This is a genomic window from Sphingobacterium daejeonense (assembly GCF_901472535.1).
Classification (GTDB): domain Bacteria; phylum Bacteroidota; class Bacteroidia; order Sphingobacteriales; family Sphingobacteriaceae; genus Sphingobacterium; species Sphingobacterium daejeonense.
Genome location: NZ_LR590470.1, coordinates 321904 through 338446, shown reverse-complemented (window position 1 = coordinate 338446; position 16543 = coordinate 321904). Strand labels below are relative to the sequence as shown.

Here is a 16543-nt window from a genome sequence, read left to right as displayed (position 1 = left end):
AGTAACAACAAACAATGAATTTAATTATCTCAGGCACAAACAGAAAAACACTCAAACTCCCTAAAAGTTGCTAAATTCTATCAAAAAGAATTGATGAAACGTGGTGAAGAATTTGAAATTCTTCCCTCGAAGATCTTCCTTCTGATATTATTGTAACAGACCTTTATGGAAAACGTAGTGAAGCATTCGCCGAGATCCAAGAAAAAGTATCCGCGGCCAAAGTTTTTGTCTTTATCATACCCGAATATAATGGCAGCTATCCCGGAGTCCTAAAAGTCTTTATTGATGCTTGCGCATTTCCAGCATCATTCTACCATAAAAAAGCAGCATTAGTGGGAGTAGCAACCGGGAAATATGGAAATGTTCGCGGTGTAGACCACTTCACAGGAGTGTGCAATTACCTGAGAATGCATGTGCTGCCCCTAAAAATACATATCCCACTGATCCAAACTGAATTGAATACAGAGGAGGAATTTCACGACCCCCTTTCATTAAAATTCATCCTGGAACAAATAGATGAGATAGCAAGGTATTAGAATAATTCAATTCTACCACATCGTTTGTCATAATTTCTTTATACATCCCATAACTGAGGTTCGTACCCAGATATTATTGATTTTTATTTCTACATTTAATTTTATAACATAAAAATCAATCAGCATGTCAATCAAGAACCTTTCAATCTATGCAATTTCACTATCATTGGGAATTGCTTCCTGCAACCAACCCAACACGAATAAAAGCACGGAAACCTCCAATGACTCTACTACTTTTTACAATGGCAAAGATCTGGATGGCTGGCATGTGTACAACAGAGGCATTCTAGAGTCCAAATGGAAAGTCGAAAATGGCGAGTTGATCTGTGACCCTAAAGGTAAAGGAGAATTTGGAGACTTGATAAGTGACAAAGAATATGAAAATTTCGAACTTGACTTTGAATGGAAAGTAAAAAAAGGAGGCAATAGCGGTGTATTTATCAATGTTAAAGAAGACAGCACTTATGCGGCGACATTTGCAACAGGGCTAGAAATGCAACTTCTCGACAATGCCAATGCAGAACCAAGGCACCAAGTTGATTCAACCCATTGGGCAGGATGCTTGTACTCGGTAGAATGCATCGGCTCAAATTCATACCCAAACCCTTACGGCGAGTGGAACAAAGGCAAGATAAAACAGCAAGGCGGACAGGTAACATTCTGGCTCAACGATAAAATAACCTTTCAGGACAGTATCAACACATCGGCTTTCAAACAAAAAATCGCAAACAGCAATATGAAGAATTACCCCGACTTTGGAACATACCCTAAAGGAAAAATTGCCTTCCAAAACCATACAGACTCTGTTAGTTTCAGGAATATTGCAATCAAAGAATTGTAGAGAGGACTTTGCCAAGGTTGGTGTCCTCACCAACCTTTAATCCTAACAAAATATTGCTTTCCAAGGAAATTTGATGCTACTGGTTTCGAACATTGACCACTTCCGACTTTTAGTAGAATTTACCTGAACTAGCTAAGGCAATTAATTTCTCGATTAAGCCCCTGCTTTTCCAACTCTTAATTTCTTTTTCTCTTTACATAGCATCTAACTTATCATCGAAATATTCTCTATACACAATTTCCCAATCCTCGGCTTTATTTGTAACACCTTTGTTTTTGGTATTGTGTCTTCGTAACCTGTTTGTGATGTCTTTGGTAAAACCGATATAATAATGGTCCATTTTGGAGGAATATAATGAGTATAACATACATTGCTTTGAAACGGACCCCAAACTTGGGCGAAAATGAGATTTTACCAAAAATAAAAAAGCACCAATTTCTTGATGCTTTTCTTTCGGTAGTGGAGGCTACTGGATTCGAACCAGTGACCCTCTGCTTGTAAGGCAGATGCTCTGAACCAGCTGAGCTAAGCCTCCTTTTTTATTTTTGGTGGAGAATACTGGATTCGAACCAGTGACCCTCTGCTTGTAAGGCAGATGCTCTGAACCAGCTGAGCTAATTCTCCTTTTCGCTGTTGCGGTGTGCAAATATAGGGGTTAATTCTGATTTACAAAATATTTTATAGATATTTTTTGAATGATCTTCAGCAAACAATTCAAAGCCAAATATTTAATTTTACAACTATGTGAATAAAGTGGATTTATCAAAGCTGAAAAATATAATTGTCAAGTCTATAAATTGGTTCTATTGAAGATATGAATAGATTCTCTCCATATAATATGCTTCATCTAAAGACCTGACCAATTCTCCCATTTCAAATTGGTTGAAGGAAAAATTTATCCCCTGATATGGACTGTTAAGAAGAATTCGCTCTCTGCCATCGGGAAATGGGATGGGTTCATTTTCTTTAAATATATCTTTTACAATCCTCCTAAAAGTGAAAAAATCTTCTTTGCTGAAATTTATAAGAATATTGTTGAAACAAAGGTGGATGATATTTTGATCCTCAGGCATACTTATGAAACCTAAGTCATTTTTAGAAAGAATTTTTAGGCTACATTTATTCATATACCGGCAATCTTAATATTGTGCCTGCATTACCCGCACGCCTATCTTCATGCGGGTAAACAGGACTTCTGTATAATTGAAACTGCTTTTTCTTTGGTAGTAAAGATATATATTATTTAGAATGATTATAAACAATCGTAAGTTTATGACATTTGGATTATAATTTATCGTTTAAATTAATCAATCACTTATTCATAACTATTGAATTGTCATCTCCGCAATATTCCTGATTAATCCTTCCTGCAACTTGTCATTATATCCAAACTGACCGAAGTAGATTTTCCCATCCTTATCAATCAGGCAAAAAATAGGAGAACCCTTAGCATGGTACAATTTCTCAATTGGCCTTCCATTTCCTATAATAGAAAAGTCTATATTTTAAAATTAAATTTAACTTTCAAATCTTTTCGGACTTTCTGAAAAGACGCCGTTCAATTGGATTTCTTCAGCAGTATATTTCTCTTTCAATTTATTCAGCAATTTAATGGAAATCTCATTTGCTGGACAATCCATAATAGTTAGGAAAAGCAAGGTTATTTTAACCTTAAAATCTTTAGAAAAATGATCTTTCCCATTCAGTTCTTTAGCATTCTAAATAGTATTATCATCACCCTTGCCTAACAATTTCGTCGTATCCTCAACAGCGGGAATGGCATCTGATGGTAATGAAAAATTAGCAAAATCAAAATCTAATTTATCTTTCACAACATTGTTAAATTGTATTTCAGAATAAGAATCTTAAATTCCTGAAGAATAGTACCCTATACATACCATCCTTGTCATGATCATTAAACTTAAAATAAACACACTCCAAACCATCAATGATTGTATCGTGTAATTTGAATCCCTGAAAGATCTTTATCTAAGTAATAAGTTATTGAATCTATTAATCTTCCTTGACTAAATATTGGGTGATGTGGATAATTCTTAGAATATTCATAATATTTGTTATCCGGATAAGACCATAAGTTTTTTCTGAATTCTAGAGATTTGTGGCTTCAAACTCTTCATTATTCAAATAATTTTTTGAAGCTACGACCTCTTTTTTAGGTCCAAATAAAATTTCTACTTTAACAATTTTTGGGAGTGTATCAGAAGAAAAAAACGGCTTCTCGATTACATTCGAGCCATAACTAACACTTTTCAAATCCTTCCACTTATCATCAAAAGATTTTATTTCGCTTAATTTATCAGCTTCCTGTGAAAATGGACATTGATAGAACAAAATAGAAATAAACCAATTGTTAGTGCTAGAATTGAAATGAATCTTTTTATAATTATTCGTTTAAAGATTGACTATATATAAATGAATAATTTCATGCACAAATTCCATAAAAAAATCCATTTATTTACCCCCTTTACAATCGAATATCTTAAACCTCAACCTTTGCACTCCAAACCAAGAGCACTCTCATAAAATCCATTATTAAATAAAACAACCTTTCCATTCAAGTCTTCTTTATAAGAAATATTCACCTCCTTTATTCCCTCCATTGGATAATTTATAATTTTCAAAAACCTGTTTTTAGGTAACTTTCCAAAAAATCCAGAATCATAAAGCGCAATATCTGCATCATGCATGATTCCTTCCAGCACGTCCGTGATTGCAAAACCAAAAGGCATGTAAAAGTTTCAAGTTATCATTCCCAAAGGTAGTAGCACCATCAATCCTGTTTAAATCAACTGCGCATATATTTCCGTTTGCATAAACGAGTTTCACTTTATTTATTTCAGCCAAATAACACATTACCCTGCTTAAATAGCCTTCTGCATTATATTCGTATTTGCAACAGGAATATCCATCTAAGGTTTAACTAGTTATCCGACCCACCTCATAATCACAAGTTCCGTAAAAACAACACTTACCCTCAATAATGGCAGAGTAAATAGCCTTAATTGAATTCTTCTCATAACTCAACGCAGTTTTTAAGTAAAGAGGGTCCTGATTAATGTATTCTGTTACCATCCCCATATTACCATAAACTATTTCTACCTTTTTAGAAAGCGCGGTAGAGAAAGCAACAACCTTACAAGCTTTTTCTTCAGTAATTTAAAAATTAGAGTCGCATTTCCCATAATGGACTTTAAAGCCTCAACAATCTTATAACTCCCGCCTTTTACCAAAGGAAGCCCTGCCATTTCTACACTCGTGGCAGTTACTTTGTCCATGGTTGAAGAAAGTGGACTTTCAGCAGAGAGGTCAGAATGCAGAACCCAAGGTGCTAAATTGGCAAGCAATGCTTTGGAAACAAAAAGATCCGGAAGGTCCGTATGAAAGCTCATAGAAATGAAACAAAATCCCTAACCCCAAAACAAAAGTCTGAACAAAAAAATGGCCGGTATCTCTACCAGCCATTAAACTCCTTATTTATCAAGTTGCGCGTCTTATATCTCAAATCTTATCTTAATCATAAAACTTCCAAGACACCCCGAATCTCAGGTATGCTGGAGTCATTGGATATCTTCTAACAGAGTAATATCCGCGAGGATAAACATGTTGATTGGCGAAGTTATAACTTATAAAAAGATTCACGCGGTCTATGTTTCCTGTAAACCAAACATCGGCAACTGGGTAGGTTGAGAACTCAATGCCAAGGTTGTCATTGTAGAATTGTCCAGAGTTAATGGAATATGAAGGTGTACGGAATGGAGTATTGAACCTCACATCCATACCGATCCTAAAGTCCATAACATTATACAATATATTGGCATAATATAAACTGTGCCATGTATAAAGCTCGGGGGTTGCCAAAACATCCATTTTATCCGATTTCTGATAAACCACTCTATTATCCAAATGCCACCTGCGGAACTTGAAATTCTGTTCTACAGTTAGTTTTAACAGATTCAAATTACCTTCTTGGGCAGGTTCGATTTGTTTGCTGATAAGCAGATTGTTTGTTGGATTAGGCAATTCTTTGAAATAGGTGTAGCTGTTGATCAGGAAATATTCCAGTTTCCCTGAGAACCCAACTTTATTGTTTGCATATTGAAAGGATAGATTTTGAGTCTTGATCTTCTCCAAGTTTAGGTCTTCCTCTTTCCAGGAATGATAAGCAAGATTGGCATTTTCGAATTATCATTTCTGGCGACTTGTTCTGTGAATAGGCACCAATCCTCAATTTACCCAACACATCGCTCAGATGAACATCAGCATGGGCTTCGTAAAGGAAATCACCCATGTTACGACCAACGACAATCTGGTTGGCAATGAAATTCACATCAACACGGTCAGAGAACTTATATCCAATAGCCCCTTTCACCATACTGTTTTGATAAAACTTGCTCAACACACTGTCAGCATACCATATCAGATCATTCTGGAACCCTAGTTCGACCTTCGCCTCATTCTTTAAGCTCTTTCCACGGAGGTAAAAACCATAGGTGAAATCATTGCTAATGGTAGTAATTTTTGTGGTATCGTCTACGCGAATCAAGTTATTGTATGGAAATGCATTGTATAGATCCGCTTGATTCTTGAAAAAGATAAACTTTTGTTGGCGAATGCTAGAATTGTGAGCTAAGATATTGGTTGGATGAATCTCAGCATCCGGACCTTGCCGCTCACTGTATCAATTCTTCCCAAATAATATGATTGCCTCAAGAAAAAACCGAGGTCTTTCCATTTGTTATAAGGGCGATTGGATTGAATACCGTCCAACCGAACTGGATATCTTGAAGGCGAGGTATTACTTGAGGTATCCCTAAAGAGGGTATCATTCCTGACAGATCCATTTTCGGTAGCATCCAGCGTATTGAAAGTGAAATTTGAAAGGAGGTTATATCTTTTGCTCGGAGATTCGTACCAGGCAAACACTGCACCTTTACGATCGCTATATTGCTGGTTGTTATAAAAACCATCCGTATTGGTTGCATGATATTCTGCTCCGATATTCAGGTTTGGGTTTATATTTTGTGCAAGCTTAGCACGAAATACCTGGTCATCGAAGAAAAATCCCACGGCGTAGAGTTCCGAATATCTTGCTCGAGCTCTATAATAAAGAATTGAATCGGGATGTACCAGGTATCTTTCCAAGGCATGGTACCCAGACTGAAAACCAAATGGATTTATTGGGAGTAAACAATAAATCACGGGTTGCCAATCCATATGCCCCTAAATGAATGGAAGGATTCCAAGGCAGGTTTCTGCTTATTGTAATATTGAAAATTGACATGCGAAGTATCTATCTGAAAGGTTTTGGTTCCCTTCTTCATGGTTGCGAGATTTGTAAAGCGCACATATTTAGCTGTAAACACTACGGAATCCTTCTTGTTGTCTTCAGCATTTCGTGCAGAGTCCAATGCAGAGCTGAATTCATCTTCAGTCTGGGCATAGAGTTTAGGAACAAGGCTAAACAATATCAAAACAAACAGTAACCTTCTAAGCATACTCAACAGATCGGTACAATTTTTTATGCCATCAAAAATAGCGCAAAAAACCAAAATTATTGCATTGCAATTAATTCTTTTAAAATACTTGTCATTTTAGGTTCTGCACTTGAGGCTACGTCAACAATTTCTTGTAATGAAACTGGTTTTAAATCTCTGTGAAAACCTTCGTCTGTAATGACAGATATGGCAAAAACGGGAATCCCCATGTGATTTGCTACAATGACCTCCGGAACGGTGCTCATTCCTACGATATCGCCACCAATGATACGCATGTACCTATATTCGGCACGTGTTTCCAAATTTGGCCCCGGTGCTGAAACATAGACTACCTTATGCGCCCTAACTCCAAGATTGAAGGCAATGTCCATAGCTTGGTCTACCATTTTGAAATTATAAGGTTGACTCATATCTGGGAACCTTGGACCTAAGTCATCATCATTGCTTCCGCGAAGCGGATTGTCCGGCAACAGGTTGATATGGTCTTCAATAATACCGATATCACCCTTTCGGATGTCCGGGTTGAGGGATCCAGATGCATTGGATACAAATAATTTTTGGATGCCCAGACCTTTCATGACGCGAATAGGGAAGGTTATTTCCTGCATCGTATAGCCCTCATAATAATGAAGCCGTCCTTGCATGGCAACGACCTTGCGGCCATTTAATGTTCCGAAAATCAGTTTTCCTGTATGAAATTCAACGGTAGAAATTGGGAAATTTGGGATATTGGAATACATCATTTGAGATTCCACATCGATTTCCTCTACAAGTTTTCCAAGGCCAGTGCCTAAGATGATACCGAATTCGGGGGTGAAATCGCCGATTTTACGGCGTATAGATTGGATAGATTCTTCAATCATATGATACATGTGTGCAAAAAACTATTTAATCAAACTTACTGTTATTTTTTTGCACACACAAATCAATGAAATGGCTTATTTAACTGCTGTCATTGGTTTTCTAACTTTCCCAGGGGAAAGTCAACCACAACAAGATAAACGTAATCAAGCCATTATATACGATCAGTTCGAAACCGATCTTGTATGCTGTTTGAGGCAATACATATTGCGTCAACAAGAAAATCAAATTGGAGAGATCACACAGATAAAAGGAACCAAGTTGTCGTTCACTCGTCTTTTGGTCAAAATACCGAATGAGAACAAACCCAACAAAGGTCCATAAGTATACCCCGCGATCTTGAAAATTGCAGAAACAACAGATTCATCATTGATGACATGGAACAGTAGAATAACCAAAAGCATGACCACTGAAAATGCCAAATGCACAATATTACGTTGTTTCACCAATTTTGGATCATTAGGATTTTCTTTCTTATTAAAGTTCAAGAAATCCACACAATATGAAGTTGTTAAAGCAGTCAGGGCAGAATCCGTTGTAGCAAATGTAGCTGCAGTAAGACCCATCATAAATATAATACCCGGTAAAGATAGATAGATGTCTCAATGCAATTTCTGGATACAAATAATCAGATTTACCCAGATCAGCAACACTAATACCGTTCGCATCTGCATAGAAATACAATAATGCCCCAACGCACAAGAAAAAGATATTGATAATGACAAATATACCTGTGAAAGTCATCATATTGGTTTGAGCTTCCTTAATGGTTTTCATACTCAGGTTCTTTTTGCATCAAGTCTTGATCTAGACCTGTCATTGCAATAGTTACGAAAATACCTCCAATCACATGTTTCCAAATATTTCTAGGGTCGCCCAATAGGTTCTCCCAAATAAATATTTTGGAATAAGAGCTTTCTTTAACTTTTTCAAATGCTTCGAATAGCGTCAACCCAAGACCATCCGCCATAAAAATAAATGGACAACAATACCGCCAAGAGAAGGAAAGTAGTCTGGAGCGTATCTGTGATGATGATTGTTTTAAGACCACCTTTGTTGGTGTATAGCCATATCAGAACTAAACAGACCGCAACGGTCAGAATAAATGGCACACCCCAAGCATCAAAAATATAACGCTGCAATACGATTGCAACAAGATAAAGCCTAAACGCGGACCCTATTGTCCTGGAGATCAAGAAGATCATAGCTCCGGATTTATAGGATTTATGCCCCAATCTTTCCTCTAAATAGGTATAGATAGAAGTAAGGTTCATTCTGTAATAGAGCGGCAGGAGCACATAAGCAATAATTATAAACCCTATTGCATTCCCCAATACAAATTGGAAATAACTAAAATTATTTGGTTCCAGTCCAGCTGGGGCATTTCCTACATCTCCAGGAACGGAAATAAAAGTTACTCCAGATAAGGCGGTACCGATCATACCAAAAGCAACCATGTACCATTTGGCATTTCTGTTTGCCACAAAGAATGTAGAGTTATCTGATGATTTCTTGGATGTAAAATGAGATACAGCCAATAGAATCCAAAATACACCACAATAAAGGTTAGAAGGATAATTGGTGACATAGGTAGGTCGAGATTAATTAAGTTTTTTAAGGTTATAGTTATCGATCGCTTTGCGGACATTTCCGAACTCTTCAATCAATGCTGTTGCAGTTTCTTCATCCGTTCCTGTTTCAGCCATTACCATTCGAACACCTCTGCCGACCAACTTATGGTTAGAAAGTTGCATATCGACCATTTTGTTCCCTTTTACTCGTCCCAATTGGATCATCACCGCCGTACTGATCATATTAAGCACAAGTTTTTGTGCTGTCCCTGCCTTCATTCGGGTTGAACCTGTTACGAATTCAGGACCAACGATTACCTCTATAGGATATTGAGCTCTCGCAGCAATAGGAGAATTTCCATTGCAAACCAAACAACCTGTTGCAATTCCCATTTCATTGGCTTTCTCCAACCCTCCGATTACATAAGGTGTAGTCCCTGATGCTGCAATGCCGATTACAAAGTCATTTTCATTAATTGCATATTCTTCAAGGTCGTTCCACGCTTGTTCAACATCGTCCTCAGCAAATTCAACAGCTTTGCGGATCGCAGTGTCCCCACCAGCAATAAGACCTATAACCCAGTCAAATGGAACACCATAAGTAGGTGGACATTCTGATGCATCCAAAATCCCTAAACGCCCTGAAGTACCCGCACCGATATAAAATAAACGGCCTCCGGATTTCATCCTATCAACAACAACTTTTACCAAAGCCTCAATTTGAGGGATTACCTTCTCAACAGCTACTGGAACAGTCTTATCTTCATTATTTATATTCGCCAGGATCTCTTGAACTGACATTTTATCCAAGTCCTGATAATTGGAATCTTTCTCCGTTGTGTTGATCATAACCTTCTGCATTTGCAATACTTTTCAATAACTTTTCGTAAATATGCGACTTTTTAATAAAAAACGCAAAAACACGCATCCTTTATATTTCTTCTAAAGGGACGAATTTATAATTTTTATTCTTCAATAAATCAATTAGTCTTTCTAATTGATTAAATAATTTATCTACTCTTTTAGGATCTGTACCTAGATGAATGATCACAATATATCCATTCAGCCCATTATCAATCTCATGATCAAGCAGTTGCTTCACAATCGCTTCTGATGATATATACCGCTTACCCCATTTCAGGAAACGTATAGTCAGCTGCAGTCCTTAAGCCTGTGAGTAAAATTATAGAGCTCAAGTCCCAAATCATTGCTCCACTCTGCTATCTGTTTGTTGTACCACTCATACGGTGCAACAAATTTATTGATCTCCGTGACTCCTATTGCCTTCAGTTTCTGAATATTGGCCATGAGATCTGCTTCAAATTCACTCTTGCTCAACAATAAGCTATCTCTATTCTCCCAAGGCGCATATAGTAGGTGTTGATCTGAATGTGGCCCTACATAATGCCCTTTTGCATTTAATTTTTTCAAAATCTTAGCGGCCTTTTTTATCCTCTAAGAATCTCCCGGTCACGAAAAAGCTGCCAGAGACATCTGTTTTTTCCAAGGTTTGTGCAACAGTTTGCAAACCTTCCCTGAATTCATCGCCAGTAAAAATCAGGCTTATCTGCCTTTTACTGCTGTCACCACGAATAATCGCTCCTTGCGAATCAATTATTCTTTTTTTTTTGATTCACCCTCCTTCGCGGAAAGTAAATAAATCAAGGATGCTGTTCCATCCATTGTAGGCTCATTCGTACTGTAATCCCCAAAATCATCATGATAAACTACAAGGTCACTTTGAAATTGTGCATACGTATCAGGCTTATACAGTTGTATCCCTATCAGATTATTATATATGGCAGAATAAACCGGTCCATCGACCAACCCACCGTCTATGGGATAGTTGTGTAAATATGTAAACGCTGAATGTGGCTCCGTTGGTGTGTCACCATGCTCAGGTAATCCATAAACCATGCTGGTTCCCCAAGGATTCGCACCAAACAACCAATCAATATTAGCCTGTTCTAGTTCTTCAAATTGTTTGTCACCCGATGCGTCCCTATACCATAGGCATTGAATGGCAAAGGATGTTGTTAGGTTATTGCTGCACCAAATAAATGGCACGCCACGCAAAAACATATTTTCTTGGGCACGTGCATTTACTTCCTCAATTCCTTCCCTATAATATTGAAGCGCTTCTTTCTTTACTTTTCCATCGGATGATTTAGCCAATTCAAAATGACCAAGATTAATAAAAGGATAATATTGGTAATGATTGGCCGTATCACGTTGCATCCAAGGAGTTATTTTTTCCTGTCTTGCAAAATCCAGGGCTTTTTGGATATGGTCCTGATTATTGTTTAGGTTGAACATGGTTGCTTCGGCCAATTCCATATCATCTACCCAATTGTCTTCAGCATAGATGTAAGGAGATTTGACAGATACCGTTTGGGTTACTCCCGGCTTGATATAAGCATATTGATACGCCGTACCAGCTTTTTCTTTCAGTAAATCGGCGTATTGTGAGTTCTGTTCTTTTAATAGTTGATGGCCTAGTCCAAAGGCACTGACAAATTTGGCCGCAGTTGAACTTGTTCCGGTAGTATTGTTCATGAATTTGCCTCTTTGCTGAGGGTTTCCATCAATAAAATACACAGGTCTTTCATGACCTCTTCCATATACGGAATCCTGTCCCGGCAATCTCATTTTGGTATGGTCACGATCATCTGCAATCTGATTGAACATGATATTGGGCTGCGGGTGCATCTTTACCAACCAGTCCAAACCCCAAATGGCTTCATCCAACACATCGGGAAATCCATTTTTACCATCCAATCCATTCGCTAACTTCTCATCAGTGAATACAGATGGGAAATCGCGATATGCAGCTAATAGATGATAAGTTGCATTTGCCGAAGTCGTCGCATATTGCAAATAATCAGAAGCATCGTGCCATCCACCGGCAACTTCTACTCTTGTGCTATCAGGCATTCCAACCGAACTGGCATACATGGTAAATCCATCATGCGTATGGCAACTGTCCTTTAAGTAGGGATTGAACAATGTTCTTTGCTGACGCATATAGCGAAGGGCAAAATCAGCAGTACCTTTGTATACATCAGCATTGATCTTAAAGGTTGGTGATTTCGTGCCGTCATCAGCCAAAACAAAATATTCACCATCCTTAGTGAATTTACTGAAGTCTAACCTATAGCCTTTTGTGAAAGGGCCATATTTTCCAAACTCTTTGCCAGCTTTCCCAGTGAACACAGATTTATTGGTAGCCTTATTTACGATATTGAATTTTTTGATTCCATTATTGGACTTTGTTACCCAGACCGCAACCTTTTTGTTATGTGGCAAATAACCCAATTGATTGATACGGATCCAGGAATTCTCTTGTCCAAATACTTGAATTGCACATAGAACAAAAACCATTATGGACAATAATTTATGCATTATTAATACAGGTTTAATAGGTTAACATTACGATTTTTCCATCCATTGTACTGACAACAACTCTGTCCTTCAGCACCAGAGGCGGATTGATCATACCATTGGATATCTTGTACTGCCAAGCTGTTTCACCAGATTTTGGATCTACGGCAGTCAACAATCCCTTATCGCTAGGTACAAAATATATATTTTGAATTGCTATAAATAGCAAGTCGGAGCTAATTCATATGTAATTTTTAATTTTGCCTTCGAGCTGATGTCCATTATTATCAGCATTGTTAGGCACTCCAATCAACTCGCCATCCATTGTTTTCGCGAGAACCAGCTTCTTATCCTTCGATAAGCCCATAGACTCTCTAACTCGGTAATCATCTTTCTTTTCGCGCCATATAGTTTTGCCTGTCTTCAGGTCAATAGCTGTCATAAACCGATCTGGAGCTACTATAAATACTTTGTCATTCACTACGACCGGATAACATGCTGCAGCAGAAAACATACGGTTGGCATGACCATTACTCCATTCCCAGATTAATTTGCCCGACTTTTGATCTAATGCATAAAAACCATTTTGCCAACTTCCGAAAATTACTTTTCCGTCCGCAAGTGTAGGCAAAGTGGATACATATCCCTTTACCTGGTCAAAAGTCCATATGGTTTTGCCCGATTTAACATCGATAGCACGAAATATTCCATCTGAAGCTCCAATATAAGCTTTGCCTTTTGCAACTGCAGGAGATCCCAAAACGGCTTTATTTGCCTCTGTTTTCCAAATAAGCTCCCCTGTTTTCGCATTCAGCCCATAAATAAAATGGTCAGAAGAACCTACAATCACAACCCCTTTATGGTAAGCAGGTGTAGAATACACTTTCCCGCCTGTTTTTAAATGACCATTTCTTTTGACCCGATTTTAAGTCCAAGGCATAAACTTCGCCGACTGTATTCGCGGTGAACATGGATCTGCCATCGGTAGATATTCCTGCGCCGATATCGCCATGGTCTTCATATTCCCAAAACCACCTTAGCCTGACTGTTGTTATTTAGATCATAATTTGGTCTTTTGACATTTTCGGAAGCATTCGGATTGATCTTTTGCAGCGGCAATTTCAACCAATAGTTTTCAGTAGCGACTTGCGGTTTTCTAACTTGAAAGAACACAGAATCTGGAGAAATTGTAATGATATTATAGCCTCCAACTTCTTCTTTACCACGAAGGTTCGATCGAGACATGACGCCCGGTATCCCTTCCCAATCATATAGATGGTTTGTTATGCCGTGTCCACACAAAGCCAATTGTACATTCCGAGTTTTGATACGATTGATATTTTCATACCAATTATTGAGTGAAGAATCTAGGGGGTAATGGTTGACGGCAATCAATGGCTTTCCCTGGTCAGGGTTAGCCTGAAACACAGAATCCATCCAGACGAGGTTTTCCCGAGGCACTTGACCCGGACTCATTCGCATATTGGGACCTGAGGTGGTTCCTATAAATTGTATTCCTTTATGTTCAAAAAAGAACGTTTCAGCTCCAAAAACCTTCCTGAAACTATTTGCTCCACTTTCCGACCAGTTGCTGTCGTGATTTCCAGGAATCACATACAGCGGCAAGTTCAAACTATCCAAGATCTGTTTGGCCAATGCCAGCTCGTCGTCAGATCCGAACTCAGTAACATCTCCGGAGAGAATCACAAAGTCAATGCCCTGCTGTTGATTTAAGTCCAGAACGGTTCTGCGTAAATCATCAGCTCCTGTAGCACCGCCCACATGTGTATCGGTTACCTGAGCGAACTTGAAATTTTGAGAAAATAAGGTAAAAGGTAATAGGAACAGCAAAAATAGAATTCTTTTCATAGCATAGATATGATAGCAAAAGGTCAATTTCTCGACCTTTTGCTTAAGTAATATTAAACTACCATCCAGGAGTTTGGGTTAAGGTGTAACCTCTATCAGCATACTCTTGCATCAAGTTGATGCTCATTGGCGCTAGATAATGTTTATTTTCAACAGGGAGCCTGTTAGTGAAGTTTCTAACCACATAGAAACCGACCATATCCGCATCATTTGTACCATCATAAGTAATGATTTTACCATCCGCTGTTTTTACTTTCAACCTGTCTTTAAATGCAGCTAAAATTTTACCAGGGTTATTTTTATCACCGAAATCTTTCAGTCCAATTACCCATGGCCCTAATTTATAGCTCTCTTTTTCAAAGTTCAGATAAGTTAATTTTTTTCCAGCGGCGTATATCTTGAATTCTTGCATATTCGAATACAAATTCCATACGGCGTTCACGACGGATTTCCCACATTAAAGGAGAAACATCAGCATCTTTAAGTGGATCGTTTGGCAATGCGCTAAGCATCAACGGAGCAGTTTGTTTCACGCCTTTTGCTTCAGCTTCAGCATCTAATGGTCTAGAACGGATTGCATTAATCGATTTGTCAAGATCTCCTTGAGAAACGGCTGCACCACCATAATTCTCAGCTAAGATCTGCTTAGCCTCAATCCAGTTCAACACCACTTCTGCCAAGCGAGCAACAGGAGCATCATTCGTATTTGTGTTTGAACCCCATTTTGGTGGATATGGTTTACCACTGTTCAAATAAGTCAACGCCTCTCGTGACGCAAATTTATAAGCATATACCAATGTTCCGATAGCAGGAGCGTTGACTGTGTCCATAAATGTTGCTTCGAAACGTGGATCACGAGTTTTAATCAACTCTTGAAGTCTAAAGTTTTTGGCATTTTCTACAGTGGAGCTTTGAAAGGTTTGACCATCATTACAAATAAATGCCTCTATTAGATTTAAATTCGCTGAACGCGCTTGATTTTCAGTACCATTACTATAAGAACCTACGGAATGACGAATAGCTAAAGCATCGTCATAAGTTCTGTAAAATATCACCTCTTTATTGCTAGATAAACTTTCAGATGCAAATAGGCTTTTAAAATCAGCGTCAAAAGTGTAATTGCCAGAATCCATTACATACTGAGCAGCGTCACGTGCTAATTCTAAATATTTTTTAGCTCTTGTTTTATCAAGGTTGTGATAATGTTGCCATGACCCTTCAAATAACATCATATTGGAAATTAGAGCAGCTGCGGCATAACGGTGCACATAGCCTACTCCATCATTTTCGCGCATATTTTCCATGACATATTTAAAGTCATCGTATACTTTGTCCATTACTTCGCCACGATTTGTTCGTGGTTTATATTGAGTTTCAAAGTCATCTGGTGAAACTGGCGCATCGTAATATGGAACATCTCCAAAGTTGCTCACTAAACGGCTATATTCAAATCCTCGGAAAAATCTTCCTACTGCAGACCAATGCTTATATTCATCATCAGTCAATTTAGGCTTTGCAAAAGTCTCGATTCTATCGATCATAATATTAGCCTTTCTTACCCAATAGAAGTTCCAGTTAGGCCCAGGATGCTCTGGTCTTAGGGTTGAAGTTGCTGTTGCAGTTGAGCCTAAATTGGTAGGCACTGACCCTAAAAGAGCCAATTGTTGGTTTTCTGATGTTAAATCATCTGAAAAATTATATCCGATTACTGGAGCATAGGCAGTTCCCCAAGCTGAATTGTAGCCAACAAAGTAATTTGGATAAAAATCATTTGCATAAAGACGCAAATCGTTTTCATTTCTCCAATAGGTAGCTTCAGAGTCTACCATTACATTTAGATCTGGTCTATCCAATAACTTTTCACAACTGGTAAAAAGCAATGCCGAACCTAAAATTAAATATGATAATTTTTTCATTGTTTTTAGAATTAGAAGTTCAACTGTAACCCGAATGAAGCGGATTTGAAGG

Annotated in this window: 19 protein-coding genes, 2 tRNA genes and 2 pseudogenes; 2 read left to right on the top strand and 21 right to left on the bottom strand. The window is 38.0% G+C overall.

Annotation, left to right across the window (positions count from 1 at the left end):
• Positions 1-140 precede the first annotated feature (140 nt).
• Both FGL31_RS01630 and FGL31_RS01625 read left to right on the top strand, forming a co-directional pair.
• A pseudogene (locus FGL31_RS01630) lies at positions 141-536 on the top strand (NADPH-dependent FMN reductase); the annotation flags it as partial.
• A gap of 124 nt (positions 537-660) precedes the next feature.
• Positions 661-1377 (top strand): 3-keto-disaccharide hydrolase, encoded by a 717-nt coding sequence (locus tag FGL31_RS01625; RefSeq protein ID WP_138089514.1) that lies wholly within the window; start codon positions 661-663, stop codon positions 1375-1377.
• A 193-nt stretch (positions 1378-1570) separates the two neighbouring features.
• Here FGL31_RS01625 and FGL31_RS01620 read toward each other — a convergent pair whose 3' ends face one another.
• The 21 genes and pseudogenes from FGL31_RS01620 to FGL31_RS01565 form a co-directional block, all read right to left on the bottom strand.
• Positions 1571-1744: a GIY-YIG nuclease family protein gene (locus tag FGL31_RS01620; RefSeq protein WP_138089513.1), complete on the bottom strand. Its 174-nt coding sequence runs from the start codon at positions 1742-1744 to the stop codon at positions 1571-1573.
• A gap of 93 nt (positions 1745-1837) precedes the next feature.
• A tRNA-Val gene (locus tag FGL31_RS01615) sits at positions 1838-1912 on the bottom strand.
• 11 nt (positions 1913-1923) lie between these two features.
• Positions 1924-2001 (bottom strand) — tRNA-Val (locus FGL31_RS01610).
• Between the two features lie 179 nt (positions 2002-2180).
• Positions 2181-2504, bottom strand: a complete 324-nt coding sequence (locus FGL31_RS29545) for a DUF6686 family protein (RefSeq protein ID WP_394366114.1) — start codon at positions 2502-2504, stop codon at positions 2181-2183.
• Positions 2505-2894: 390 nt separating this feature from the next.
• Positions 2895-3017 (bottom strand): hypothetical protein, encoded by a 123-nt coding sequence (locus FGL31_RS27325; protein WP_262709017.1) that lies wholly within the window; start codon positions 3015-3017, stop codon positions 2895-2897.
• Between the two features lie 867 nt (positions 3018-3884).
• On the bottom strand, positions 3885-4127 hold the full coding sequence (locus FGL31_RS01605) for a hypothetical protein (RefSeq protein WP_138089512.1): 243 nt from the start codon (positions 4125-4127) through the stop codon (positions 3885-3887).
• A gap of 366 nt (positions 4128-4493) precedes the next feature.
• Positions 4494-4787: a hypothetical protein gene (locus FGL31_RS01600; protein WP_138089511.1), complete on the bottom strand. Its 294-nt coding sequence runs from the start codon at positions 4785-4787 to the stop codon at positions 4494-4496.
• 121 nt (positions 4788-4908) lie between these two features.
• The gene (locus FGL31_RS27320) at positions 4909-5529 is read right to left on the bottom strand and encodes a putative porin (RefSeq protein ID WP_262709016.1); all 621 of its coding nucleotides are present in this window, start codon (positions 5527-5529) and stop codon (positions 4909-4911) included.
• Complete coding sequence (locus tag FGL31_RS27315; protein WP_262709218.1) at positions 5480-5992, bottom strand: putative porin; 513 nt, start codon at positions 5990-5992, stop codon at positions 5480-5482. Before FGL31_RS27315 ends, FGL31_RS27320 begins: the two co-directional genes overlap by 50 nt.
• A 32-nt stretch (positions 5993-6024) precedes the next feature.
• A complete protein-coding gene (locus tag FGL31_RS27310; RefSeq protein WP_262709015.1) occupies positions 6025-6612 on the bottom strand; it encodes a putative porin in 588 nt (195 codons plus the stop codon).
• Positions 6594-6893: a hypothetical protein gene (locus FGL31_RS24220; RefSeq protein ID WP_232046177.1), complete on the bottom strand. Its 300-nt coding sequence runs from the start codon at positions 6891-6893 to the stop codon at positions 6594-6596. Before FGL31_RS24220 ends, FGL31_RS27310 begins: the two co-directional genes overlap by 19 nt.
• A gap of 56 nt (positions 6894-6949) precedes the next feature.
• Positions 6950-7765 (bottom strand): purine-nucleoside phosphorylase, encoded by an 816-nt coding sequence (locus tag FGL31_RS01590; protein ID WP_138089510.1) that lies wholly within the window; start codon positions 7763-7765, stop codon positions 6950-6952.
• A 91-nt stretch (positions 7766-7856) separates the two neighbouring features.
• Positions 7857-9342, bottom strand: a pseudogene (locus tag FGL31_RS01585) (sodium:solute symporter).
• A 13-nt stretch (positions 9343-9355) separates the two neighbouring features.
• Positions 9356-10174 (bottom strand): N-acetylmuramic acid 6-phosphate etherase, encoded by an 819-nt coding sequence (gene murQ, locus FGL31_RS01580; protein ID WP_138089509.1) that lies wholly within the window; start codon positions 10172-10174, stop codon positions 9356-9358.
• 303 nt (positions 10175-10477) lie between these two features.
• Positions 10478-10756, bottom strand: a complete 279-nt coding sequence (locus FGL31_RS24215; protein WP_232046176.1) for a polysaccharide deacetylase family protein — start codon at positions 10754-10756, stop codon at positions 10478-10480.
• A gap of 183 nt (positions 10757-10939) precedes the next feature.
• The gene (locus FGL31_RS01575) at positions 10940-12727 is read right to left on the bottom strand and encodes a glycoside hydrolase family 9 protein (RefSeq protein ID WP_232046175.1); all 1788 of its coding nucleotides are present in this window, start codon (positions 12725-12727) and stop codon (positions 10940-10942) included.
• A 13-nt stretch (positions 12728-12740) separates the two neighbouring features.
• Positions 12741-12935 carry an outer membrane protein assembly factor BamB family protein gene (locus FGL31_RS24210; RefSeq protein WP_232046174.1) on the bottom strand — a complete coding sequence of 65 codons (195 nt, stop codon included), beginning with the start codon at positions 12933-12935 and terminating at the stop codon, positions 12741-12743.
• Positions 12936-12947: 12 nt separating this feature from the next.
• Complete coding sequence (locus FGL31_RS24205) at positions 12948-13589, bottom strand: PQQ-binding-like beta-propeller repeat protein (protein WP_232046173.1); 642 nt, start codon at positions 13587-13589, stop codon at positions 12948-12950.
• A gap of 134 nt (positions 13590-13723) precedes the next feature.
• Complete coding sequence (locus FGL31_RS24195) at positions 13724-14575, bottom strand: metallophosphoesterase family protein (protein ID WP_232046172.1); 852 nt, start codon at positions 14573-14575, stop codon at positions 13724-13726.
• A gap of 58 nt (positions 14576-14633) precedes the next feature.
• Entirely contained in the window at positions 14634-14987 is a 354-nt protein-coding gene (locus tag FGL31_RS24190) for a hypothetical protein (protein WP_232046171.1), read from the bottom strand.
• Entirely contained in the window at positions 14932-16491 is a 1560-nt protein-coding gene (locus FGL31_RS01565; protein WP_232046170.1) for a RagB/SusD family nutrient uptake outer membrane protein, read from the bottom strand. The genes FGL31_RS24190 and FGL31_RS01565 overlap by 56 nt, the downstream gene beginning before the upstream one ends.
• Positions 16492-16543 lie beyond the last annotated feature (52 nt).

Excerpts from the sequence above, each read along its gene's own strand:
- FGL31_RS27325 (WP_262709017.1), bottom strand. The coding sequence starts at position 3,017 with ATGGATTGTCCAGCAAATGAGATTTCCATTAAATTGCTGAATAAATTG.
- FGL31_RS29545 (WP_394366114.1), bottom strand. The coding sequence starts at position 2,504 with ATGAATAAATGTAGCCTAAAAATTCTTTCTAAAAATGACTTAGGTTTC.
- FGL31_RS01575 (WP_232046175.1), bottom strand. The coding sequence starts at position 12,727 with ATGCATAAATTATTGTCCATAATGGTTTTTGTTCTATGTGCAATTCAA.
- murQ (WP_138089509.1), bottom strand. The coding sequence starts at position 10,174 with ATGATCAACACAACGGAGAAAGATTCCAATTATCAGGACTTGGATAAA.
- FGL31_RS01600 (WP_138089511.1), bottom strand. The coding sequence starts at position 4,787 with ATGAGCTTTCATACGGACCTTCCGGATCTTTTTGTTTCCAAAGCATTG.
- FGL31_RS24190 (WP_232046171.1), bottom strand. The coding sequence starts at position 14,987 with ATGCAAGAATTCAAGATATACGCCGCTGGAAAAAAATTAACTTATCTG.
- FGL31_RS01625 (WP_138089514.1), top strand. The coding sequence starts at position 661 with ATGTCAATCAAGAACCTTTCAATCTATGCAATTTCACTATCATTGGGA.
- FGL31_RS24220 (WP_232046177.1), bottom strand. The coding sequence starts at position 6,893 with ATGCTTAGAAGGTTACTGTTTGTTTTGATATTGTTTAGCCTTGTTCCT.
- FGL31_RS01590 (WP_138089510.1), bottom strand. The coding sequence starts at position 7,765 with ATGTATCATATGATTGAAGAATCTATCCAATCTATACGCCGTAAAATC.
- FGL31_RS01565 (WP_232046170.1), bottom strand. The coding sequence starts at position 16,491 with ATGAAAAAATTATCATATTTAATTTTAGGTTCGGCATTGCTTTTTACC.
- FGL31_RS01605 (WP_138089512.1), bottom strand. The coding sequence starts at position 4,127 with ATGCCTTTTGGTTTTGCAATCACGGACGTGCTGGAAGGAATCATGCAT.
- FGL31_RS24195 (WP_232046172.1), bottom strand. The coding sequence starts at position 14,575 with ATGAAAAGAATTCTATTTTTGCTGTTCCTATTACCTTTTACCTTATTT.
- FGL31_RS27310 (WP_262709015.1), bottom strand. The coding sequence starts at position 6,612 with ATGGATTGGCAACCCGTGATTTATTGTTTACTCCCAATAAATCCATTT.
- FGL31_RS01620 (WP_138089513.1), bottom strand. The coding sequence starts at position 1,744 with ATGTTATACTCATTATATTCCTCCAAAATGGACCATTATTATATCGGT.